The sequence below is a fragment of the Archangium sp. genome, assembly GCF_045802675.1.
In the GTDB taxonomy this organism is placed as follows: domain Bacteria; phylum Myxococcota; class Myxococcia; order Myxococcales; family Myxococcaceae; genus Archangium.
Window position 1 is genome coordinate 1 of the sequence record NZ_JBJMQO010000041.1, and the last position, 20937, is coordinate 20937.

Here is a 20937-nt window from a genome sequence, read left to right on the forward strand (position 1 = left end):
CAAACATCGCCACGTTGCTCGTCCCCCCCTTGCCGCCCGAGGCCTTGATGCGCCGTTCCAGATTGTCCATCGCCCATTGGAGCCGGTCTTCGCCCCGTGCGCCGAAACCGTTCCCGGTCCTCTCGCCGCCGGGATCTCCGATCTCCGCGAAGCGCGTGCCGATGCCGGGGATGTAGAAGCGGAAGATGCCCTTCCCCTCGTCATCCTCTTCATGTGCTCGATACAACCGTGCCACGTTGCTGTGCTCATCAGCCCTCTGGTCGGCGTCCAGGTTGTTGCCGGTGCCATCGAAGAAGAAGGTGAGCCAGAGGTCTTTCGCTTCTGACGGAGCGGGAGCCTTGGCTGGAGCGCTGGAGATGGCGCTGCCTCCCTGGGTCTTCAGGAGAGGCACCTTCGTGGTCTTCTGGGTGGTCACGTCCGCGAGCTTCGCGGACTGCTGGAGTGCCTCCTTGGACTGCTGGAGCTTCGGATAGTTTTCAGCGGCCATCACGGCACCTCCCCATCTGCTCATCCGCCACGGTATTACCCGACTCCTTGCGCTTTCCCGGGTCCACTCGCTCCAACTGGAGTTTGGGCTTGGGGTAGTTTTCGGTGATCTCGGCCTCGATATGCCCGTCCGGGAAGAAGTGGACTCCCAGGTGATGGGGTGAGGCCGGCACGGGGCCGGTGATCAGCGCTTCCTGCTCGCACCAGCGCTCCCCGTCGCGCGTCCATTCGACCTTGACGCGCAGGGGGAGTGCACTGCCCGGAGAGAAGAGCACGCAGCACACACTGCCTCCTCCACCCGAGGTCGGTGAGCTGACGTTGATGTTGCCACCCCCCTGCCCATTCACCGAGAAGCTGTCGATGTACAGGTCGGTGTAGTTGAAACCGTTGATCTCCAGGGAGACGCGCTTGCGCAAGAACCGGGAATCCTCGGTCGTGGCGGGCCCTTCATCCGGTTTTTCCCGGGGAGAAGACTCATTGCAAGCGGCCAGCGCCAGCATCACTCCGATAGACGCAGTACGCGCCCACCGCCGCGCCTGCCAAGGACCCACCCACTGACTCGTCATGCCCCGCTCCCAGGAGCGCGCAATAGTGATGATCGGGGTTGGCCCGCGCCGAAGACCCATGCTCCCCCCACTCGGCTCGCTCCATCCAACGTGGAGCATGTTCCGCCCGTATGTCCGAGCAGGAGGACTATAGGTTTTCTTCGCGGGAATGGGCAAACACCCAGGACGGCACCACGCACGACGGGCTCTCTTCTGGCCTATACCCCCGGCATCGAGGTTCTAAGGTCGGAGCCCTCCATGCGAAGGAGCGCTCCATGACGGCCAGTCCCCTGTTCGCGGAGGGAGAGACGCTGTGGTCTACCCAGGTGCGCGCCAATCCCTTCCCCCTCCACAAGCGCATGCGCGAGGACTTCCCCGCCGCCCGGATCACGGAGCCGCAGACGGGGATGCACTTCTGGATGCTGACGCGCTACGCGGATGTGGTCTCGATCGTGAAGGATCCGCGCTTCACGCAGGCTCCCACCCGCCTGCCCGACGAAGTCCGGCAGCGGTACTTCAGCCATAAGCTGAGGGAGCTCAGCCAGCACCTGGTGACCGCGGATCCGCCGGACCACACGCGCAGGCGCTCGCTAGTGTCCAAGGCCTTCACCCCGCGCCGCATCGAGGAGTTGCGCCCACGCGTCACGGCTATCTGCTCGGAACTGGTGGAGAAGCTGAAGGCCCGTCGAAGGACGCCCAGGAGAAGACCCGCGAGGTCCACCAGCTCTTCATCAAGTACCTGGAGGACATCTTCGAGCAGCGCCGTCAGCAGCCCCGGGACGATCTGAGCAGCGCGTTGGTCGCCGTGCAGGAGCAGGGGGATCGGCTGAGCGCCGAGGAGCTGACGAGCATGGTCTTCGTTCTGCTCGTTGGCGGTTATGAGACGACCGGGAACCTGTTGGCATCCAGGCCCATGAGGCCGTCCGGGTGAACTACCTGGCCGCGGACCGGGATGCCGGGCAGTTCTCCGAGCCGAACCGGTTCGACGTGGGGCGCACGCCCAACAAGCACGTGGGCTTGGGCCAGGGCATCCACGTCTGCCTGGGAGCGCCCCTGGCCCGGCTGGAGGCCGCCGCCGCCTTCGAGCTGCTGCTGGAGCGGCTCCCGGAGATGCGTCTGGCCACGGAGCCCGAGAAGCTCGCGTGGCGCCCGAGTGCCCAGGCTCGTGGGCTGGTGAGCTCTCGGCGCAAAGAACAAGGCACCTTCCGGTCGCGTTTCGTCCCGACTGGTACGACCATCGGACCAGTTGCGGGAAAACGCGCCCGGAGCCTCCCCCTGACAGGACTTACCCAATCTGGCTTAGAACTCCTTTCAGAAACCGCAGTTGAGCGGAGCGCCCCTCGGGCTGACAGAGCCCCAGGGGATTTTTGAAAGGAGTTCGTAGCCGCACCCGACTCAACGGCGCTGTCCCCTCCCCCGTGAGGCCGCCTTCCTCTTCGCCGGGCGCGCGGGGGCCCGAGGCCGGGCGGGCTCGGACGTGAAGCCATCGGCCGTGAGCAGCTCGAGGAAGCGCTGGCCCGCGCGTCCGAGGGGCCGGTCCGCCGGGTGCACCAGCGCGGGCGCGAAGCGGTAGCGCGAGCCTCCACGGTAGGGCACCTCGCACAGGGTGCCCGCGTCGAGCGCCTCGCGCACGAGATACAGCGGCATCCACCCGAAGCCGAGCCCCAGGAGGATGGCTGCCTTCTTGGTGAGGAAGTCGCTCAAGTAGAAGACGCGCTCGCCGCCGAAGAGGTGGGGGTTGATGAGGCGGCGGCTCTCGCTCGAGTCGTGCACGGTGATTTCCACGTGCCGGTGCAGGTCGTCGAGTTCCACGGGCCCCGAGGCACCCGCGAGCGGGTGCTGGCGGCTGACCACCAGCGCGGCCTCCACCTCGGGGAGCCGGTGGGGGATGAGCGAGGTGCTCGGCGTGTAGTCCTTCACGAGCATCACGTCGGCGCGGTCCTTCTCGAAGCGGTCCTGCACGCCGCCGAGGAACTCCACCTTCACCTGCATGCGCGTGGGCACGGCCTCGTCGCCCAGGCGCTTGAGCACCTGGAGGATGGGCTGCACGGGGAGGATGCCGTCGATGACGACCTCGAGGCGCGGCTCCCATTGGTCGTTGAAGCGCGCGGCGAGCGTCTCCAGGCGGCGCGCGCGCGACAGCAGCACCCGGCCCTCGTCGAGGATGGCGCGGCCCACGTCGGTGAGCTGCGCGCGGTGGCCGCTGCGGTCGAAGAGCGTCACCCCGAGCGACTCCTCGAGGTTGCGGATGGCGTAGCTCACCGCGGATTGCACCTTGTGCAGCCGCTGCGCCGCGCCCGCGAAGCTGCCCGTGTCCTGGATGGCCTCCAGCGTCTCGATGGCGTCGAGGGAGATGCGCATGGAGACATCATCGAAAAATTCGAACGAGATGGACAGAACCTTATGCTTTCCTTCGAAGGGCCCAGGGCCTACCTCTAGGGATACGGGAGGCCCCATGCACTATGTGAAGGGCAGGACGACCCGGCAGGCCCACGTGGACATTCCCGAGGGCACCGTCGAGGAGGAGTACGGCCGTCGCGGCTTCTTCGGCCGCGTGAGTCACATGTACCGGACGGAGCCTCCGGTGAACTGGGTGCGGCTGGAGGGAGACCTCGTCCCGCACGCCTTCGCCACGGACGAGCTGCCCGGCCAGGGCGGTGACTGGCTCCAGGGGCGCGTGGCCTTCCTCTACAACGCGGACGTCACGCTGAGCATGGCGCGGCTGACGGCGGCCATGCCGTACTTCTTCCGCAACGCGGACGGGGACGAGCTCCTCTTCGTGCACCGGGGCGCGGGCCGGCTGGAGACGGACTTCGGCCCGCTGAACTACACGAAGGGCGACTACCTGGTGATTCCGAGGGGCACGGTGTACCGGCTGGCGCCGGTGGAGCCCTCGGACTTCCTGGTCATCGAGTCCGCCGACGAGGTGGAGCTGCCGGACCGTGGACTGCTGGGCAAGCACGCACTGTTCGACCCTGACGTGCTGAACGTGCCCACGCCGGAGGTGCCCGCGAAGGAGCCGGGCCGCACCGAGTGGGAGGTGAAGGTGAAACGTGCGGGGCGGCTGAGCTCCATCGTGTACCCGTTCCACCCGCTCAACGTGGTGGGTTGGAAGGGAGACCTGACGGTGTGGCAGCTCAACGTGCGGGACATCCGCCCGGTGTCCTCGGAGCGCTACCACCTGCCGCCGCCGGTGCACGGCACCTTCCTGATGCGCAACGCGGTGGTGTGCACGTTCCTGCCGCGCCCGCTCGAGGTGGGGGACCCCGCCGCGCTGCGCGTGCCCTTCTACCACTCGAACATCGATTTCGATGAGGTGCTCTTCTACCACGACGGGGACTTCTTCAGTCGAGCGGGCATCAAGCCCGGGATGGTGACGTTCCATCCGCAGGGCATTCACCACGGGCCCCAGCCGCAGGCGGTGAAGACGAGCCACACGAAGGAGCGCACCAACGAGCAGGCGGTGATGGTGGACACGCGCCGCCCGCTGCAGATGACGGAAGCGGCGCTGCGCATCGCGAATCCCGACTATTGGAAGTCCTGGATGGAGAAATGACAGACATGATGACCCCCGAGAATCCCCTGGGCCTGCGTGGCATCGAGTTCATCGAGTACGCGAGCACCTCGCCCGAGTCGCTGGAGGCGCTGTTCCGCGAGCTCGGCTTCTCCAAGCTGTACCGCCACCGGACGCAGGCGGCGGATGGCTGGAGCCAGAATGACATCCGCTTCGTCATCAACCGCGAGGCGGGCTCGTTCTCCGAGTCCTTCCGCAAGCAGCATGGTCCGTGCGTGAGCGCGATGGGTTGGCGGGTGCACGACGCGAAGCGGGCCTTCGAGGAGGCGCTGCGCCGCGGTGCGCGTCCGTTCAAGGGCGAGGGCGGCAAGGCGCTGCTGGACAAGCCGGCCATCCATGGCATTGGCGACAGCCTCATCTATTTCATCGACGCGTGGGGCGGAGCCGAGGGCAACCTCTGGACGACCGAGTTCACCGCGCACCCGCGGCTCGAGGTGGTCAAGAGCAAGGGATTCCAGCGGATCGACCACCTGACGAACAACGTCTACAAGGGGACGCTGGGGCAGTGGTCTGACTTCTACAAGCAGGTGTTTGGCTTCACGGAGCTGCGCTACTTCGACATCCGAGGGAACCGGACGGGGCTGCACTCGTACGCGCTGCAGTCGCCCTGCGGGACGTTCAGCATCCCCATCAACGAGGGGACCGAGTCCAAGTCGCAGATCGAGGAGTACCTGCAGGAGTACAAGGGCCCGGGCGTGCAGCACATCGCGCTGCTGACGGAGGACCTGCTGGACTCGCTGGACGCGGTGTCCGGGAAGGTGCCGACGCTGGACATCGAGCCCAACTACTACGCGGAGGTATTCAAGCGGGTACCGCACGTGAAGGAGAGCCCGGAGCGGATCCAGAAGCACAGCGTGCTGGTGGACGGAGACGAGGAGGGCTACCTGCTGCAGATCTTCACGCAGAACCTGGTGGGCCCGATCTTCTTCGAGCTGATCCAGCGCAGGAACCACCGCTCGTTCGGAGAGGGCAACTTCGGCGCGCTGTTCCGCTCCATCGAGCGGGACCAGGAGCGCCGCGGAGTGCTGTAATCACAGTCCAAGCACCCCACTGAGCACGGGTACCGCGAGGCACGGATTCACCCCCGTGCCTCGATTCGTTTCAACGTGTTGCCACTACGTGCCGTCGCCGCCGCCGCCGCCCTCGCCGAGGCCGCGGAAGAACATGATGCCGCCCCAGATGATGGCGCCGTACCAGATGAAGCCCGTCTTGACGACGAACGTGAAGATGATGCCGGCCGCGCAGATGGCCAGGCCGATGAGTGACCTCGAGCTCATGTGGATTTCCCCCTCTGGAGCGGGATGAGTCCGCTCCCCGCGTCGCGATGAGTCGCGATGCGCCGCGCATGGTCGCATGCCCGGCGAGCCGGCGTCCACGGGGGACCGGTGCACCCGGCTCGGGCTACAGGTGAAGACCCAGCGCCCGGGCGAGGTCCCTCCCGGCGAGGACGGCTCCCGCGATGAGCAGCAGGCCCATGACTCGCACCACCCGGGTCATCGCGGAGACGGGAAGGTGGCTCTCGTAGCGCCGCAAAAGCCAGACGAGCATCACCTCCCAGCACGCCACTCCCGCGCCCGCGGCGACGCCGAACGGGAGCGCGAGCACCGCGGAGAAGGTAAAGAGTTGCCGCGCGTAGAGGGCCGCCACCGCCGCGCTCCACGTGGCCAGCAGTGTGGGATTGAGCGCGGACACGGTGAAACCGAGCAGGAACCCCGAGAAGCGCCGTGCGGGTCCGTCACGCACGTCCTCCTCGGGCTTCCACCGGATGAAGTACACGCCGAGCAGCAGCAGCACCACCACGCTCAACCCGTGCGAGATGGGAAGGATGGCGGGCCGGTTCGCGAGGAACGTCGAGAACCCCCAGAAGGCCACGGTGGCGTAGAGCGCCTCCACGAGCGCGGCGCCCAGCCCGATGCGCAGGGCCGCGCCGAAGCGCTTCTGCACGCTCGCGGACAACACCATCACCGCGATGGGGCCGGTCAGCGGAATGGAGCCGATGAACCCGAAGCCGAAGGCCACCAGACACGTGATGAGTGTGCTCACCTCGGTCCCCGCGGGAACGGTGCTGCCAGGCCAGGCCTCGTCATGGACGACACCGACTACACCACACGGGCGCGGGCGGCCACATTGATACTCTCCAACCGTTGACGCCCCTCACAGCCACGAAGGGTGGAGACAAAAAAAACCGGGAGGGCAGCGAGCACGCCACCCTCCCGGTGAGCACAGCCGGGTTATTGCTTCATCCGGTCTACAGCTTCGTCAGGTCGTAGTACTCGGCCGACGCCTGGTCATGGTTGCTGACGCCGCCCACCGCGAGCACCGTGCCGTTGTTGAGCAGGGTGGCCGTGTGGCGGTAGCGGTCCACGTTCATGGCCGCCGTGACGCTCCACTTGCCCGTGGCCGGGTCGTACAGCTCGGAGGCCGTCAGGATGCCCGTGAGCTGGTGGTAGCCACCGGCCACCAGCACGCGGCCGTCCGGCAGCAGGCTGGCGGTGTGGAAGCGGCGCGGGTCCTTCATGCTGCCCGTGGCCGTCCAGGTGTTGGTGGTCGCGTCATACAGCTCGGCCGAGGCGCTCAGCGCCACGTCGAGGCCCGAGCCGCCCGCCACCAGCACCTTGCCGTTGCCCAGCAGGGTGGCCGTGTGCGAGGAGCGGCCCGTGCCCATGTCCGCCACCACCGTCCACTTCCCGGTGGCCGGGTCATAGAGCTCGGCGGAGGAGATGAGGCCGTCGAAGGCATCGCTGCCGCCCACCGCCAGCACCTTGCCGTTGGGCAGCAGGGTGAGGGTGTGGAAGGCGCGGCCCGTGTTCAGGCTGCCGGTGTACGTCCAGGAGCCGGTGGCCGGGTCATACAGCTCGGCCGAGGCCAGCGTGGTGCTGTCGTACTCACCGGTGCGGCCACCGGCCACGAGCACCTTGCCGTTGGGCAGGAGCACCGCGGCGTGGTGGAAGCGCTGGGTGTTGAGGATGCCCGCGGGCTTCCACTTGCCGAGCGCCGGCACGTACACCTCGGCGGTGGCGCTGGTGATGGGGCACTGGCCACCGCCCGTCACGAGCACGCGGCCGTCCTGCAGCTTCGTGGCCGTGTGGCCACGGTGGGAGGCCAGGGCGTTGCCCGTGGCCGACCAGCTCTTGCTCTCGGAGCTGTAGAGCTCGGAGGTGGAGTTGAAGCCGCCCACCACCAGCACCCGGCCGTCGTCCAGCAGGGTGGCCGTGTGCAGCATGCGCGGCAGGGCCATGCTGCCGGTGAGAATCCAGCCACCACCCCGGTCCTCGCACGAGCCCGAGGCGCCCGGAACCACCGTCACCGCGCGGGTGGCGGTGCCAGTGAGGCCCACGTCATCCGTCACCGTGTAGGTGAGGACGTAGGTGCCCGGCACCTTGGTGTTCACGGAGCCGGTGACGGTCACCGAGGCGCCGCCGCAGGCGTCGTAGGCATCCCAGCCCGGCTCCTCGTACGGCTGGCCGCACGTCACGGTCGCACCGGGACCCCCCTTCAGCGACACCACCGGGGCATAGGTGTCCACCACCGTCACGGTGTTGGTGCAGGAGGCGATGTTGCCCGAGAGGTCCGTGGCGGTGTGCGTCACGGTCGTGGTGCCCAGCGCGTAGAAGCCATCCGCGGGGCTGTTGATGCTCGCCAGGGCGCAGTTGTCCTGGGCATTCGCATGGCCCGCGGACCACTCGGCACCGTGGTTGTGGATGCACTGGGTCTGCACATCGGCCGGGCAGGTGATGAACGGCGGCGTCACATCGTTGGCGGTCAGCGTCGCCGTGCAGCTCGAGGACAGGCCCGTCTTGTCGGTGCACGTCAGTGTCACCGTGCTGGTGTACAGGCCCGAGCGGCTCACCGACTGCGTGCAGCCCACCAGGTCCCCGTCGGGGTCATACGAGCCGTTGTTCACGGAGCCCGAGGCGCCGCAGTAGGCGTCGGCCGGCGCGGACACGTCCTTGCACAGCGCCACCGGAGCGCGGGCCACGGAGACGGACTTGCACGAAGCGGTGCAGCTGCCCGAGCCGTTGGCGGCGCCGGTGTCGCACTCCTCGCCGGAGTCCAGCTTGCCGTCACCGCACCAGTGCAGGCGGCACACGGAGGAGCAGGCCGTCCCGGGCACGCCGTTGCTGGCGCCCGAGTCGCACTCCTCGGGGTACTGCATCGTGCCGTCGCCGCAGCGCACCGGCACCGCGCCGCGCGCCAGGATGTAGGGCACGCCGTGCGAGCCATCCGCGAAGTCCTTGGAGCCCGGCAGGCGCGCGCCGTACGTGGGGTCTCTCGCGATGACGAGCGGGGTGAAGTTGGCGGCCGGGTAGGCGTCGAAGGCCTCGTGCACCGAGCAGCTCCACCTGGAGAGCACGGAGTCCGTCAGGCCCGAGAGCGCATCGTTGGTGGCCACGATGTGGGCGTCGTCGTAGCAGCCCACGCCCGTCACGGTGAAGGTGCCGAAGGGGTCGAGCACCGGCACCACCGTCTTGGCCGGAAACTCGTGGTAGTAGCAGCTCAGGTTGATGTAGGCGCCCGTCTTGCCCTCCTGCGCGGCGGCGAAGCGGACGGCGTTGAACGTCACCTGATCCACCATGTGGTACACGGGGTCGGTGCCCACGACGATGACGTTACCGTCGACCACCGGGCCCCAGACGCTCCGGTTCTTCACCGCCGCGGCGATCCGGCTCTGCGTGCTGGCGCAGGTGGCGTCGCCCATGATGATGGCGCGGTAGGAGGCGAAGTCCGCCGAGCTCTTCGCGGCCCAGGCCGCGTCGGAGGCGAGCTCCACCGTGTAGCCCAGGCTCCGGGCCGCCTGCGCCTCGATGCTGCTGGTGCCGTTGGTGACGGTGCTGGCCAGGATGAGGACCTTGTTGCCACTGCCCAGGCCCTGCGGGCGGGTGCTCACGGCCGAGGGCGCCACCGACGAATCGGCGCTCGGGAGGGTTCCCTCCGCGTCCGACGGCGGCTCGCCACCGCAGGCCGCGAGCAACAACACGCCCAGGGCCACCATCAGCCGGCTGCGAACTCCGCTCCAGCGCTTCTCGTGGGTATCAGACGGCATCCGTACCCCTCCCCTCTGGTTCAGACGCATCGCGTTCTCCTTGGAGAGGCGCTGCGACGATGGCGGTGGACTCCGCTCCACCACGTGTTCCCGGCACGCCCGCGCCTGACCGGATACGTCCGGTACCAGACGGGCAAATGTATTTTTACACCCGGAGTACCTGAAAAATAAAATCAATCTTTCAAGTCGGCCATCTGGGTAATGCCGGAATATTGCCTTGATGACGCGGTGCCCTCTCCGAGTGTGGGGTGGAGTTCAGGGCAGAGCAGCGCGACGCGGAGGCCCCTTCCCACAGGGCCCTCCGCTGTACGTGCGCGGTCCACTTCAGCAGACAACTTCAGCAGACAGGAGACGGGGTGCCGGGAGCTCAGTCCCAGGTCACCTCGTACTCGTTCTCCATGGGGTTGAGGGCGCGGGAGGTGACGCGGGCGCCCTTCACCTTGGCCACCTCGCACATGGCCTGGATGCCGCCCTCGGTGTGGGGCCGCGGCATCACCTCGTGCTTGAAGATGACGCCGCTGCGCGGGCCGGTGAGCGTCACCTTGCACTCCACGTGCTGGGAGGCCGTCTGCATGCCGGTGGGGATGTTGCTGAGCAGCCGGCGGGGGTCGCCCTGGGCCATCAGCATCAGCACCCGCCCCGCGGCCGAGGCGTAGAAGGTCTTCGATCCGTCATAGCCAAGCTCCCACATGGCCCGCTCAATGCCGCCGAAGCGGGGGGTGAGCAGCCGCGCCGCCACGTACATCAGCTCGAGGTAGGAGCGGTGGGAGTAGTTGAAGAAGTCCAGGAAGCGCACCTCGCCCCCGTGGAGCGCCAGGCAATGGCGCACCGCCTCCTCACCCTCCAGCCGCTTCACCAGCTCCAGCAGGCTGTTGTGGAAGAGTCCGCGCATGAGGTCTTCGGGCGCGATGAGCGACAGGCGCCACTTCAGTTCCTCGTCCGAGCCAAGCTGCAATGGCTGCGCGGGGGGAGGCGTGTCCATGGACGTCCCTTCTGACTGCCGGAGATTGCCGTGCCAAGAGTAACCCGGTGAGGCGGGTGCGAGTAAGGGCAACGCGGGGGCCCCGGGCGCCGCGTGCCGGGAAGTGCAATCCGACTACCACTCCGGGAGGAGGGGCCCTCACGCGGGGAGCGGGACGCGCGGCCCCACGGGGGCGTGCGGGCTCTGCTACGGTGTGAGCCCATGTCCGTGCTCGTCCTGGGGGGCTCGGCGCTCGTCCCGTCCCTCCTGTTGCTCTGGTACATCTACGCGAGGGACCGGAACCCCGAACCGAGAGGGCTCCTGCTCAAGACGTTCCTCCTGGGAGCGGCCATCTGCGCGCCGGTGGTGCCGGTGGCGATGGGACTGGAGTCACTGGGCAAGGGGTGGGAGGTGGGCGTGTGGGGCACGGCGCTGGTGCAGGCCTTCCTGGGCGCCGCCATCCCCGAGGAGGGCTTCAAGTACCTGGTGCTGCGCCGGTTCGTGTGGAGCAAGCCCGCCTTCGACGAGCCGCTGGACGGCGTGGTGTACGGCGCCACGGCCTCGCTCGGCTTCGCCACGCTGGAGAACATCCTCTACGTGGGAGACGGAGGCCTGGAGGTGGCGGTGCTGCGCGCCCTCACCGCCGTGCCACAACACGCCTTCACCGGCATCATCATGGGCGCCTTCCTGGGCCGCGCCCGCTTCGCCCAGGACGCCACCCGGCGCTTCGGCCTGCTGGCCACCGCGCTCGGCGCGGCCATCCTCCTGCACGGCGCCTACGACGCCGTCCTGATGACGCACTCGGGCTACGCGCTGCTGGCCCTTCCGGTGCTGCTGCTCGAGGTGCGCTGGGGCCGCGGCCTCTACAAACAGCTCCAGGCCGAGCAGCTCCAGGCGGCGGGCCTGGGGACCGTGGGCGTGGCCGAAGTGGCCGGGGAGGTGCGGGTGAGCGAGCCCGCGCAGCTGGCCATGGGCGGCCCTGGCTCCTCCTCCGTCGCGTCCTGGGAGTGGAGCGCCGGGGACGTGCGGCTGTCCTCCGCGCCGCCCCCCACCCCGCCCCAGCGCACCTTCGGGTCCTGGCTCAAGCTCGTCCTGGGCTCCGTGGGGCTGACGGCCTGCGGGCTCTTCTGGCTGGTGATCGCCGCCGCCCTGTGGCTGCCCTCGGAGGGCGGCGAGCCCCTGGAGGCCACGGTCCAGGTGATGCTGGTGCTCATGGGCGCCCTTCCCACCGCGCTCTGCCTGCTGCTCTTCCGCTCGGGACTGCGGGGCCCGTTCGCGCCCGCCGGGGCCTGAGTCAGGGCCGCGGCTCGGGGCCGAAGCCACCGTCCAGCGCCTGGGCCGAGAAACGCCCGCTCAGCGTGCGGCCCGCGCCGTAGCCCTCGCCCTGCTGGAAGGACATGGAGAAGTCCCCGCGCGTGGGCTCGCCCGAGCCGCCGCCCTCGTCCAGCACGAGGTCTCCCTTCTCCACCGGCGCCAGCACGCGCGCCGGCTCGCCCGCCGCCAGGTGCACCACCGTCGCCCGCGCGTGCCCGGCGGAAGTCTCGCCCGCGAGGTCCACCTTCTGGCCCGGCCTCAGCTCCAGTCCCTCGGTGTCCACGCTCACGCGCACCACCAGGTCCACGTCCGTGGCCGTGCTGCGGAAGTAGCTCACCTGGAGCGCCTGGGCGTTGCGCCGCACCTCCACGCGCGACACCTCCAGCGGGAAGAGGTCCCCCACGCTGCCGGACAGCGAATTGTCCGCCCCGCACCCCACCAGCCCCGCCCCCACCAGCGCGCCGGACAGCCCCACCGCCGCCAGCACCCGCGCCCCTTCCCTCACGGCTCCACCGCCAGCTTCACCACGCCCGAGTCCGGCGCGCGGTAGGCCACCACCCGCTTGCCCGTGGACAGGAAGGCCAGCTTCGAGCCCCAGCCGCCCCCCGCGTCCACCAGCACGTCCCGCCAGTTGTTCTCGATGAGCGCGAAGACGCGCAGCTCGTCCACGCGCGCATCGCAGCCCTGCTCGTTGGCGCTCGCGCTGTTGGAGCAGACGTAATAGGCGATGTGCGGCTCGTGGTGTGCCGGGTCAAAGGCCAGCGACGGGTACCAGCCGCCCGCGCCCGACTGGAACACGGGGTCTGGCGCCGACCAGCTCACCCCGTCCTTGGAGAAGGTGTACGTGAGCTTGTTGCTCGTGCGGTCCACCACCGCCACGCCGTAGCCCACCTGGCCGTCCCACGCGAGGCTCGCGCCCAGCTGCGTGTCCGAGACCGTCTGCACCTGCAGCGGCGTCGTCCAGGAGCCGTCCGCCTTGCGCCGCTGGAAGAGCACGTTGTGGCCCCGGGCATCCGCGCCGTCCGACACCTGGTCGTGCACCAGCGCCGGCAGCCCGCCCTCGCCGAGCACCATCGAGATGTGGCCGCCATAACCCGACTTGGTATCCGCCGACATGGCCAGCATGCGAGGCGTCCAGCTCGTCGGGCCGCCCTCGACCAGCTCGAGATCGCTCCCCTCCCAGTCCTGCTTGCCGAACTGGCCGTTGTGCCCGTCCCGGTAGGCGACGTAGGCCTTCGTGCCATTGAAGACGATGGCGGGGTTGAGGCCCACCAGGAAGCCCGAGTCCGCCAGGGCGTTGCCCGTCGCGGCGTTGTTGCTCTTCGTCGCGGGAATGCGCGGCGTCCAGCTCCCGGGCCCGTTGCGGTACGCCACCGCCAGGTCGCTCTGGAACCAGTACGTGGACTGGTCGCTCCCGCCCCCGAGGTAGCTCACCGCGGCCTTGCCCGTGGAGTCGTACGCCACCGACACGCCGCTCACCCGCTGCACCGTGGCGATGAGCTCGGGCGACGAGGCCGCGCCGTTCTTCCACTCGAGGAAGCGCAGCTCGTAGTCCGCCGTATCACCCACGCGGCTGTAGTAGGCCACGCCCACCACGTCCCCCGGGCCCACCGCGAGCGCGAGCGGCTGTAGCTCGCGGGCCGCCGCGTCGAGCACCGTGCGGCTGAAGGGCGAGGCGCCATTGAGGACGTCCGTGTTGTCCTCCTCCGTGCCCGCGTCGGGGCGGCGCGTCTCCTCGGGGGTACACGCCAACGCGAGCGCCAGTCCCAGTGCCCATCCCTGCCGTCTCATGGAGCGTCTCCTTGAATGCGAACCGGACAAGGGCGCCATCCTACGTCACCTGCGCTAGGCTGGGGCGCTCTCATGGACCGGCGCTCCTTCCTTCAGCGGCTGACGTTCTTCGGCGGCGGTGTGGTGCTGCTCGGCGGCGGTGGCTGCAGCAGGTGCGGCGCGCCCTCCGAGCCCTCATCCCCCCAGGCCACCCTCCCGGCCGAGCCCCCCCACCTCACCTTCACCCGCGCCGAGTACGCCGTGGTGGCCGCCGCCTGCGAGCGGATTCTCCCGCGCGACGAGGAGCCGGGCGCACAGGACGCGGACGTGCCCGTCTACATCGACCGCATCCTCCAGACGCCGGAGCTCGCGCGGATGCGCCAGGACTTCGTGCAGGGCCTGGCCGCGCTGGAGCGGCGCTCGCAGCGGATGTTCCAGGCGGGCTTCGCCCAGGTGCCTCCCGAGCGGCAGGACGAGCTGCTTACCCTCTTCAAGGACAGCCCGGCCGGCAGCGGCGAGGCGCACTTCTTCGAGCTGCTGATGGTGCTGACGCTGGAGGGCTTCCTCGGGGACCCGTCCTACGGCGGCAACAAGGGCCAGGTGGGCTGGAAGCAGGTGGGCTTCGACACGGTGGGCACGGTGGCCTCGGCGCCCCCCGAGGGCCATGACGGCGCGAAGTGCCTGCACACCTGCGGGAGACACCCGTGAAGAAGGAGCCGGTGGACGTCTGCATCATCGGCAGCGGCGCGGGCGGTGCCCCCATGGCGCTGGAGCTGGGACGCGCGGGCTTCAAGGTGGTGGTGCTCGAGAAGGGGCCGCACTACCAGCCGAGGGACTTCGTCCACGACGAGATTCTCAACAGCCGCCGCAACTTCTTCATGCCGCTGCCGTGGGAGGAGCCGCACCTGGTGCGCCAGGGCGCGAGCGCCCGCTACGAGCGCACCAACTCGGCCTGGACGGCCAACTGCGTGGGCGGCGGCACGGTGCACATGAGTGGCTACTTCTACCGGCTCAAGCCGGTGGACTTCCGGCTGCGCTCGACGCTCGGCGCGGTGAAGGGGAGCACCCTGGCCGACTGGCCCATCTCCTACGAGGAGCTGGCGCCCTTCTACGACGTGGCCGAGGCGGAGCTGGGCGTGTCCGGCGAGGCCGTGCCCCACCCCTTCGCCGAGCCGCGCAACGGCCCCTACCCCCTGCCCCCGCTGGACGTGCACCCCATGGCCCGGGAGCTGGACAGGGTGGTGGGGGAGCTGGGCTGGCACAGCCTGCCCACGGCGCGAGGCATCATCAGCCGGCCGTACCGGGGCCGCGCGGGGTGCGCCTACTGCGCGCTGTGCGGCAGCTACGGCTGCGAGATGGGGGCCAAGAGCGGCACGAATGCCAACCTCATTCCGGCGGCGCTCGCCACCGGCCACGTGGAGCTGCGCCCGCGGTGCATGGCGCGCTCGGTGGAGGTGGACGCCCAGGGACAGGCCCGGAGCGTGGTGTACCTGGACGAGCACGGGGTGGAGCAGGAGCAGCCGGCCCGGGTGGTGGTGGTGTCCTGCACGGCGGTGGAGAGCGCGCGGCTGCTGCTCAACTCGGTGTCCCACCGCTTCCCCAGCGGGCTCGCCAACGGCAGCGGACAGGTGGGCCGCAACCTCCTCTTCAGCTCGTTCGGCGAGTCGCGCGCCACCTTCCGCGTGTCCAAGCAGAAGGCCGCGCGGCCCTGGCTGACGGACCCGGCGCCCTTCGTGAACCGGAGCGTGCAGGACTTCTACCTCCTGCCGGACGAGCGCTTCGGCTTCCGCAAGGGAGGGACGCTGGGCTTCATGTGGACACACCCCAATCCCATCTTCGCGGCGGTGGGGCTCGCGGGCAGCGGCGGGGAGGGCGTCTTCGGCAAGGAGCTGAAGGAGCGGATGCGGGCGTACCGGGACTCGCGCATCCTCCAGTTCGAGGTGTACGGCGAATTCCTCCCCACCCCGGGCACGTACGTGACGGTGGAGCCGTCGGTGAAGGACAAGTACGGCCTGCCCGTGGCGGCCATTACCCTGGACCGGCACCCCATGGATTTCGCCGCCACGCGCTTCCTCGTGGAGCGGGGCGAGGAAATCCTCCTGCGCCTGGACCCGGATGACGTGCAGCGGGTGGGCATCGCCGGCGAGACGACCATCCTCCAGCACGGCACGTGCCGCTTCGGCGATGACCCGGCCACCTCGGTGCTGGACCGCGAGTGCCGGGCCCACGAGGTGCCCAACCTCTACGTCGTGGACGGCAGCTTCATGCCCACGGCGGGCAGCGTGCCCTCGACCCTCACCATCGTGGCGAACAGCTTCCGCGTGGCGCGCGGCCTGGTGGACCGGATGAAGCGCGACACGCTCCACCGGCCCGCCAAGGGGTGAGCCCGCTCACGCGGTCCAGAGCGATTCCACGCGGGCGCGCACCTTGCGCCGCCCCTCCGCGAAACCCGGCAGCGCCCGCAGTGGCTGGAGCGCCGGGCAGCGGTCAATCCACTCCAGGTCGATGAGCGCCGTGTCCGCGGCCCGCTGGAAGTACACCAGCGCCTGCTCCGCGTGGCCGCACAGGCCCAGGACCTCGGCGGAAATCTGGCACATCAAGGAGACGAAGCGCGGACTGTGCGACTGGGCGATCGCCCCTTCGAAGTACGGAACCAGCGAGCGCGCGTCCACCTCGCCGAGCACCGCGGAGGCATAGCGCCCATTCATCTGGGAGATGAAGTCGGAGTCCTGGGCCGCCTCGGCCAGGCTGCGCCGCAGTTCCTCCTGGTTGCGGGTCCACCCGGCCACGCGGCACCGCAGCGACTCGGCCACGGTGCGGTGCGTCGGCGACGCGGCCAGCCGCTCCAGTGCCCACCGGTAGTCGTCCATCTTCCCGCGCAGCGCGCTGCACCGGGCGAGCTCGAAGAGCGCCGTCACCAGCGTGGGAGACAGCTCATAGGCCAGGCGCAACCGCACCAGCCCCTCGTCCGCGCGGCCCGCCTCGCACTGGAGGCTGCCCAGGTACTGCAACGTCGGCGCATGCCAGGGCGCGATGTCCAGGGCCGTGCGCAGCGCCGCCACCGACGTACGCCAGTCATCCTGCTGGGCCGCCAGCATCGCCCGCGCCAGGTGCGTGGCGGCCATGCCCGGAGCCAGGTGCAGGGCCCGCTCGACGCTGGCCCGCGCCGCCTCCGCATCCGCCCGCGCCGAGGCCCTCATGCCCATGAACGACACGCGCAGGCTCGCGATGGCGTGCAGCGCGATGGCCGGAACAAAGTCCGGCGCCAGCTCCAGGCACGAGTCGAGCATCGCCAGCGGCCCGCCGTCGTGCCCGCCCCGGAACGCCCCGTGCAACTCGGTGTCCGCCTGGCGGTAGAGCGCCAGCGCCTCGGGAGGAATGCTCGCACGCCAGACCGCGAGCACCGCCTCACCGCGCAGCTCCTCGGTGATGCGCGGCACCAGCCGGTCCTGCAGCTCGAAGGCGTCGTTGGAGGGGTACTCGAAGCGGCCGCTCCACAGCTGGGTGCCGGACTGGGCCTCGAGCAGCCGGATGGAGACGCGCACCGCCGGGCCCGCGCTCTGCACCGTGCCGTCCACCACCAGCTCCACCCCGAGCTCGCGCCCCACCGTCCTCGGGTCTCTCGCGTCGCGGAAGCGCGCCGTCACCCCGCCGCCGGGCACGCGCAGCCCCCGGGAGCGGGAGAGCTGGTCGATGAGCGCCTCGCTCAACGAGTCGCCCAGGTACTCGAAGTCGCGCGGGCCCTGGTAGCGCAGGGGCAGCAGCGCCACGCCGTGCTTCACCGAGGGCGTGGTGGTGCGGGGCGTGTTGCGCGTGGAGGACGACTGCGTGAGGGGCGCGGGGGTATGCGCGCCCGTGAGGTGCCCCACGGTGGGCGGACCCGACAGGGTGGGCTCCCCCACGCTGACGAGCCAGTCGCGCAGGGCCCCGGCCACCTCGAGCGCGCTCGCCGGCCGCTCCTCGGGAGCGCGGCCCAGGCAGCGGTGCACCAGCTCGGCGAGCGGCGGGGGCACGTGGGAGCGCTGCCGCAGATCCGGAGGCGCCTGGCGCAGGCGGACCATGGCGGCGGCCCACGGCGACTCCCCGCTGAAGGGCACCTCGCCGGTGAGCATCTCGAAGAGCAGCAGCCCCACCGCGTAGAGGTCCGCGCGCGCGTCCACCGGCTCGCCCGACACCTGCTCGGGCGCCATGTACATGGGCGTGCCCACCGTCCCCATGGTGCGCGAGGCCACCTCCCCCGCCACCGCGCGGGCGATGCCGAAGTCGGTGAGGACGACGCGCCCCCCGGACTCAACGAGGATGTTGGCCGGCTTCAAATCCCGGTGCACCACCCCGGCGGCATGGGCCGCGGCCAGCCCCTCGCAGACGGCCAGGGCCATGCGGGCGGCGCGAGGCGCGGTCAGCGGGCGCTCACGGGCGAGCAGGGCGCGCAGGTCCTCCCCCTGCACGAATTCCATGGTGAGGAACGTCTGTCCCTCGTGGGTGCCCAGGTCGTGCATCCGCGCCACGTGGGGGTGGGTGATGCGGCGGGCCAGGCGCACCTCGCGGCTGAAGCGCTCGAGTGCGTCCGGGCTGGCGTCCTTGCCCAATTCCAGCGTCTTGAGCGCCACCACGTCGCCCACGAGGCTGTCGCGCGCCTCGTACACCGTGCCCATGCCACCTCGGCCGAGCATGCGCACGAGGGAATACCTCCCGGCGAAGAGGGCGCCGGGCGACGCGGGCCCGTTGGGAGGCGCCGAGCCGGTGGTGGCGGGACGGATGACGGTGTTGTCGCCCCCATCGAGGGCGGAATCGGGGGGCGGACGGTTCTCGGGCACGGCGCCTGCAATCTAACCCGGCCCACCCCGCCCCGCCATTCACCCGGGGTACGAAAACCAGCAGTCCTGGAGCAGCTTCACTCACCGGGCGCCCGGGTGGACGCGCATACTCAGGGTCCAATGACCGATACCCTCGTCCGCGATTGTCACGCGCTCGTTCCGGACCCGAGCGGCTCGCTCACCCTGGCCCGCAACCAGGACATTCTCGTCCGCGGCAACCGCATCGCGGAGATCCGCCCCACCGGGCGCCCCGTGGAGCCCGGCGTCACGGTGCTCGAGGGCCACCGGATGCTCGCCATGCCCGGGCTCATCAATACCCATGCCCACGTGCCCATGGTGCTCTTCCGCGGGCTGGCCGAGGACGTGCCCATCGAGCGCTGGTTCAACGAGTTCATCTGGCCGCTGGAGAGCAACCTCACCGAGGAGGACGTGTACTGGGGCGCGCAGCTGGGCCTGCTGGAGATGATCGAAGGCGGCGTCACCACCGTGGCCGACCACTACTTCTTCATGGACCGGGTGGCCCAGGCGGTGGAGCAGGCCGGCACGCGGGCCCACCTGGGCTGGGCCATGTTCGCCAGCCGGGGCTACAAGGCGCTCGCGGACAGCGCGGCCTTCGCCGAGCACTGGAAGGGAGGCGCGGGCGGCCGCATCACCACCTGCATGGCCCCGCACGCGCCCTATACCTGCGACGACGGCTTCCTGCGCGCCTCCGTCGGGCACGCCAACCGGCTGGGCCTTGGCATCCACATCCACGCCGCCGAGGAGATGAACCAGACGCTCGCCAGCGTGCAGAAGCGGGGACTCACGCCCATCCAGGTGCTCGAGGACACCGGAGTGCTGAGCGTGCCCGTCCTCATCGCCCACGCGTGCGGCCTGATGCCGCAGGACATCGACGTGCTCGCCAAACGCCGCGCACACGTGGGGATTGCCCACGCGCCGAAGACGTACCTCAAGCTGGCCATGGGGATTGCGCCCATCCGCGCCCTGCGCAAGGCCGGCGTGGCGGTGGGCCTGGCCACCGACGGAGCGGTGAGCAACAACACGCTCGACGTCTTCGAGAGCCTGCGCCTCATGGCCCTCATGCAGAAGCACGAGGCGCTCGACCCCGAGGTGATGCCCATTTCCGAGGCGCTCGACATCGCCACGCGAGGCAGCGCGGCGGCGCTGGGGATGGGCGAGCGGATTGGAACGCTCGCGCCCGGCTACCAGGCGGACCTCATCCTCGTGGACACCCGAGGGGCCCACTGGCAGCCACCCCACAACCTCACCGCCGGGCTGGTGTACAGCGCTCGCGCGAGTGACGTGCATACCGTCATGGTCGACGGCCGCGTCCTCATGAGCGAGCGCCGTCACCTCACGCTCGACAAGGAGCGCATCCTCGCCGAGGTGGCGGGCACCATGGAGCGCATGGCCCGGCGCGTGCCCGAGTCCCGCATCCAACGCTACGAGCCGTGAGGCGCGCGGCGCCTACCCCACCGAACGCACGAGCTGGGGCTGAGGCTGCAGGCCGTCCATGAGCATCTCCACGAGCCGCTCCAGGTCATTGAGCGGCACGCCCTGGATGGTGAGGAGCGTCTTGCCCTTCTGGACGCTCGTCTTGAGCTGCACCTGGGCGCCCTTGGCGAAGTGCTTCGCGACGCACTTCCGCAGGAACTCGAGATGCACGTTGTCCGAATCGGGCACGCTCGCCGCGGAAGGCTCCTTCTTGTACTTCACGGCCTTCCTCAGATCCTCCAGGCTGCACTCGGCGAAGGGCTTTCGCGCCACGGCCCCCTCCTTCTCCGGCACGTCGATGGGCGTGGAGCCCAGCTCGGCGGGCTGGAGCTGAAGCTTCGCCGCATTCGCATAGGTGAGCAGCGTGGTCAGCTTCACCACGCCGTACTGCCGGCACGCCTCCTCGGAGAACTCCCGGGCCACGGCGCCGTACCGGGTCAGGGTCGCCTGCGAGAGTTCCTGGAGGTGCTGGCTGAAGTACTCCTGGGCGCTCTTGGCCCCATTCTTCCCCGCCAGCAGGGTGGTCACGGCGTGGTTGTAGAGTCGGCCAATGTTGTAGTGCCCGGCGTTGCCCTCCCTCAGGTAGGCGATCATCCGGTCCCGCACCTGCTCGAGCGTAGTGAGTTCGGAGAAGGTGTTGCTGCCATTCGTCTGGTTCATGAACTGCCCCCCCACAATGTGGAGCGACCACGGGAATCGCGGTCGTGCCCGGCATGAGCAACGCCTGAGCCAACGGGGCACTTCGTGAAAACAAGCACTTGCACGAGGGAAACGCGCAGGGGCATCCCGCTGCACGGAGAAACCATCCGCGAAGTGAGACTGCTCAAGTTCCGCTACTCACCGGTGAGGAGTGGAAACCCTCGTCGTCACTTTCCGCTGCTCACCGGTGAGGAGTGGAAACCCTCGTCGTCACTTTCCGCTGCTCACCGGTG

At 69.6% G+C, this 20937-nt stretch carries 20 protein-coding genes; 9 read left to right on the forward strand and 11 right to left on the reverse strand.

Annotated elements, in window-relative coordinates; genetic code table 11:
* A partial coding sequence (locus ACJ8AN_RS12200; RefSeq protein ID WP_407755477.1) for a phospholipase effector Tle1 domain-containing protein occupies window positions 1-487 on the reverse strand: 487 nt, incomplete at its 3' end.
* Complete coding sequence (locus tag ACJ8AN_RS12205; RefSeq protein ID WP_407755478.1) at window positions 477-902, reverse strand: DUF3304 domain-containing protein; 426 nt, start codon at window positions 900-902, stop codon at window positions 477-479. The genes ACJ8AN_RS12200 and ACJ8AN_RS12205, both read right to left, overlap by 11 nt.
* A gap of 404 nt (window positions 903-1306) precedes the next feature.
* Here ACJ8AN_RS12205 and ACJ8AN_RS12210 point away from each other — a divergent pair, with 404 nt between their 5' ends.
* Genes ACJ8AN_RS12210 through ACJ8AN_RS12220 form a run of 3 tightly spaced genes read left to right on the forward strand, consistent with a single transcriptional unit; the run spans window position 1307 to window position 2402 of the window.
* Window positions 1307-1819, forward strand: a complete 513-nt coding sequence (locus ACJ8AN_RS12210; protein ID WP_407755479.1) for a hypothetical protein — start codon at window positions 1307-1309, stop codon at window positions 1817-1819.
* Complete coding sequence (locus ACJ8AN_RS12215; RefSeq protein WP_407755495.1) at window positions 1780-1962, forward strand: hypothetical protein; 183 nt, start codon at window positions 1780-1782, stop codon at window positions 1960-1962. The genes ACJ8AN_RS12210 and ACJ8AN_RS12215 overlap by 40 nt, the downstream gene beginning before the upstream one ends.
* The gene (locus tag ACJ8AN_RS12220) at window positions 1959-2402 is read left to right on the forward strand and encodes a hypothetical protein (RefSeq protein WP_407755480.1); all 444 of its coding nucleotides are present in this window, start codon (window positions 1959-1961) and stop codon (window positions 2400-2402) included. Before ACJ8AN_RS12215 ends, ACJ8AN_RS12220 begins: the two co-directional genes overlap by 4 nt.
* A gap of 24 nt (window positions 2403-2426) precedes the next feature.
* On the opposite strand, the gene ACJ8AN_RS12225 is transcribed toward ACJ8AN_RS12220, so the two are convergent.
* On the reverse strand, window positions 2427-3392 hold the full coding sequence (locus tag ACJ8AN_RS12225) for a LysR family transcriptional regulator (RefSeq protein WP_407755481.1): 966 nt from the start codon (window positions 3390-3392) through the stop codon (window positions 2427-2429).
* 94 nt (window positions 3393-3486) lie between these two features.
* Between ACJ8AN_RS12225 and ACJ8AN_RS12230 the strand changes: the two genes are divergently transcribed.
* Entirely contained in the window at window positions 3487-4587 is a 1101-nt protein-coding gene (locus ACJ8AN_RS12230) for a homogentisate 1,2-dioxygenase (RefSeq protein ID WP_407755482.1), read from the forward strand.
* Between the two features lie 5 nt (window positions 4588-4592).
* Window positions 4593-5636 carry a 4-hydroxyphenylpyruvate dioxygenase gene (gene hppD, locus ACJ8AN_RS12235; protein ID WP_407755483.1) on the forward strand — a complete coding sequence of 348 codons (1044 nt, stop codon included), beginning with the start codon at window positions 4593-4595 and terminating at the stop codon, window positions 5634-5636.
* 84 nt (window positions 5637-5720) lie between these two features.
* On the opposite strand, the gene ACJ8AN_RS12240 is transcribed toward hppD, so the two are convergent.
* The 4 genes from ACJ8AN_RS12240 to ACJ8AN_RS12255 form a co-directional block, all read right to left on the reverse strand.
* A complete protein-coding gene (locus ACJ8AN_RS12240) occupies window positions 5721-5882 on the reverse strand; it encodes a hypothetical protein (RefSeq protein ID WP_407755484.1) in 162 nt (53 codons plus the stop codon).
* Window positions 5883-6006: 124 nt separating this feature from the next.
* Entirely contained in the window at window positions 6007-6648 is a 642-nt protein-coding gene (locus ACJ8AN_RS12245; RefSeq protein WP_407755485.1) for a LysE family transporter, read from the reverse strand.
* A 205-nt stretch (window positions 6649-6853) separates the two neighbouring features.
* A complete protein-coding gene (locus ACJ8AN_RS12250; RefSeq protein WP_407755486.1) occupies window positions 6854-9649 on the reverse strand; it encodes a kelch repeat-containing protein in 2796 nt (931 codons plus the stop codon).
* Between the two features lie 367 nt (window positions 9650-10016).
* Complete coding sequence (locus ACJ8AN_RS12255; protein WP_407755487.1) at window positions 10017-10631, reverse strand: TIGR02265 family protein; 615 nt, start codon at window positions 10629-10631, stop codon at window positions 10017-10019.
* A 201-nt stretch (window positions 10632-10832) separates the two neighbouring features.
* On the opposite strand from ACJ8AN_RS12255, the gene ACJ8AN_RS12260 reads away from it, so the two are divergent.
* On the forward strand, window positions 10833-11903 hold the full coding sequence (locus ACJ8AN_RS12260) for a PrsW family intramembrane metalloprotease (RefSeq protein ID WP_407755488.1): 1071 nt from the start codon (window positions 10833-10835) through the stop codon (window positions 11901-11903).
* A 1-nt stretch (window position 11904) separates the two neighbouring features.
* Here ACJ8AN_RS12260 and ACJ8AN_RS12265 read toward each other — a convergent pair whose 3' ends face one another.
* Together ACJ8AN_RS12265 and ACJ8AN_RS12270 are read right to left on the reverse strand one after the other, a co-directional pair.
* Complete coding sequence (locus ACJ8AN_RS12265; RefSeq protein WP_407755489.1) at window positions 11905-12429, reverse strand: hypothetical protein; 525 nt, start codon at window positions 12427-12429, stop codon at window positions 11905-11907.
* Window positions 12426-13715, reverse strand: a complete 1290-nt coding sequence (locus tag ACJ8AN_RS12270) for a hypothetical protein (RefSeq protein WP_407755490.1) — start codon at window positions 13713-13715, stop codon at window positions 12426-12428. The genes ACJ8AN_RS12265 and ACJ8AN_RS12270 overlap by 4 nt, the downstream gene beginning before the upstream one ends.
* A 72-nt stretch (window positions 13716-13787) precedes the next feature.
* Here ACJ8AN_RS12270 and ACJ8AN_RS12275 point away from each other — a divergent pair, with 72 nt between their 5' ends.
* Window positions 13788-14402 (forward strand): gluconate 2-dehydrogenase subunit 3 family protein, encoded by a 615-nt coding sequence (locus ACJ8AN_RS12275; RefSeq protein WP_407755491.1) that lies wholly within the window; start codon window positions 13788-13790, stop codon window positions 14400-14402.
* A 53-nt stretch (window positions 14403-14455) separates the two neighbouring features.
* Window positions 14456-16078 (forward strand): GMC family oxidoreductase, encoded by a 1623-nt coding sequence (locus ACJ8AN_RS12280; protein WP_407755496.1) that lies wholly within the window; start codon window positions 14456-14458, stop codon window positions 16076-16078.
* Between the two features lie 6 nt (window positions 16079-16084).
* Here the strand turns inward: ACJ8AN_RS12280 and ACJ8AN_RS12285 are convergent, their stop codons facing one another.
* Complete coding sequence (locus ACJ8AN_RS12285; RefSeq protein WP_407755492.1) at window positions 16085-18511, reverse strand: protein kinase domain-containing protein; 2427 nt, start codon at window positions 18509-18511, stop codon at window positions 16085-16087.
* Between the two features lie 120 nt (window positions 18512-18631).
* On the opposite strand from ACJ8AN_RS12285, the gene ACJ8AN_RS12290 reads away from it, so the two are divergent.
* The gene (locus ACJ8AN_RS12290) at window positions 18632-19966 is read left to right on the forward strand and encodes an amidohydrolase (protein ID WP_407755493.1); all 1335 of its coding nucleotides are present in this window, start codon (window positions 18632-18634) and stop codon (window positions 19964-19966) included.
* 12 nt (window positions 19967-19978) lie between these two features.
* Here the strand turns inward: ACJ8AN_RS12290 and ACJ8AN_RS12295 are convergent, their stop codons facing one another.
* Window positions 19979-20665 (reverse strand): hypothetical protein, encoded by a 687-nt coding sequence (locus ACJ8AN_RS12295; RefSeq protein ID WP_407755494.1) that lies wholly within the window; start codon window positions 20663-20665, stop codon window positions 19979-19981.
* Window positions 20666-20937 lie beyond the last annotated feature (272 nt).

Bases quoted from the DNA above. Each gene is read 5' to 3' on its own strand.
- ACJ8AN_RS12255 (WP_407755487.1), bottom strand. From the start codon at position 10,631: ATGGACACGCCTCCCCCCGCGCAGCCATTGCAGCTTGGCTCGGACGAG.
- ACJ8AN_RS12210 (WP_407755479.1), top strand. From the start codon at position 1,307: ATGACGGCCAGTCCCCTGTTCGCGGAGGGAGAGACGCTGTGGTCTACC.
- ACJ8AN_RS12260 (WP_407755488.1), top strand. From the start codon at position 10,833: ATGTCCGTGCTCGTCCTGGGGGGCTCGGCGCTCGTCCCGTCCCTCCTG.
- ACJ8AN_RS12225 (WP_407755481.1), bottom strand. From the start codon at position 3,392: ATGCGCATCTCCCTCGACGCCATCGAGACGCTGGAGGCCATCCAGGAC.
- ACJ8AN_RS12280 (WP_407755496.1), top strand. From the start codon at position 14,456: ATGGCGCTGGAGCTGGGACGCGCGGGCTTCAAGGTGGTGGTGCTCGAG.
- ACJ8AN_RS12250 (WP_407755486.1), bottom strand. From the start codon at position 9,649: ATGCCGTCTGATACCCACGAGAAGCGCTGGAGCGGAGTTCGCAGCCGG.
- ACJ8AN_RS12295 (WP_407755494.1), bottom strand. From the start codon at position 20,665: ATGAACCAGACGAATGGCAGCAACACCTTCTCCGAACTCACTACGCTC.
- ACJ8AN_RS12290 (WP_407755493.1), top strand. From the start codon at position 18,632: ATGACCGATACCCTCGTCCGCGATTGTCACGCGCTCGTTCCGGACCCG.
- hppD (WP_407755483.1), top strand. From the start codon at position 4,593: ATGATGACCCCCGAGAATCCCCTGGGCCTGCGTGGCATCGAGTTCATC.
- ACJ8AN_RS12270 (WP_407755490.1), bottom strand. From the start codon at position 13,715: ATGAGACGGCAGGGATGGGCACTGGGACTGGCGCTCGCGTTGGCGTGT.
- ACJ8AN_RS12240 (WP_407755484.1), bottom strand. From the start codon at position 5,882: ATGAGCTCGAGGTCACTCATCGGCCTGGCCATCTGCGCGGCCGGCATC.
- ACJ8AN_RS12275 (WP_407755491.1), top strand. From the start codon at position 13,788: ATGGACCGGCGCTCCTTCCTTCAGCGGCTGACGTTCTTCGGCGGCGGT.
- ACJ8AN_RS12230 (WP_407755482.1), top strand. From the start codon at position 3,487: ATGCACTATGTGAAGGGCAGGACGACCCGGCAGGCCCACGTGGACATT.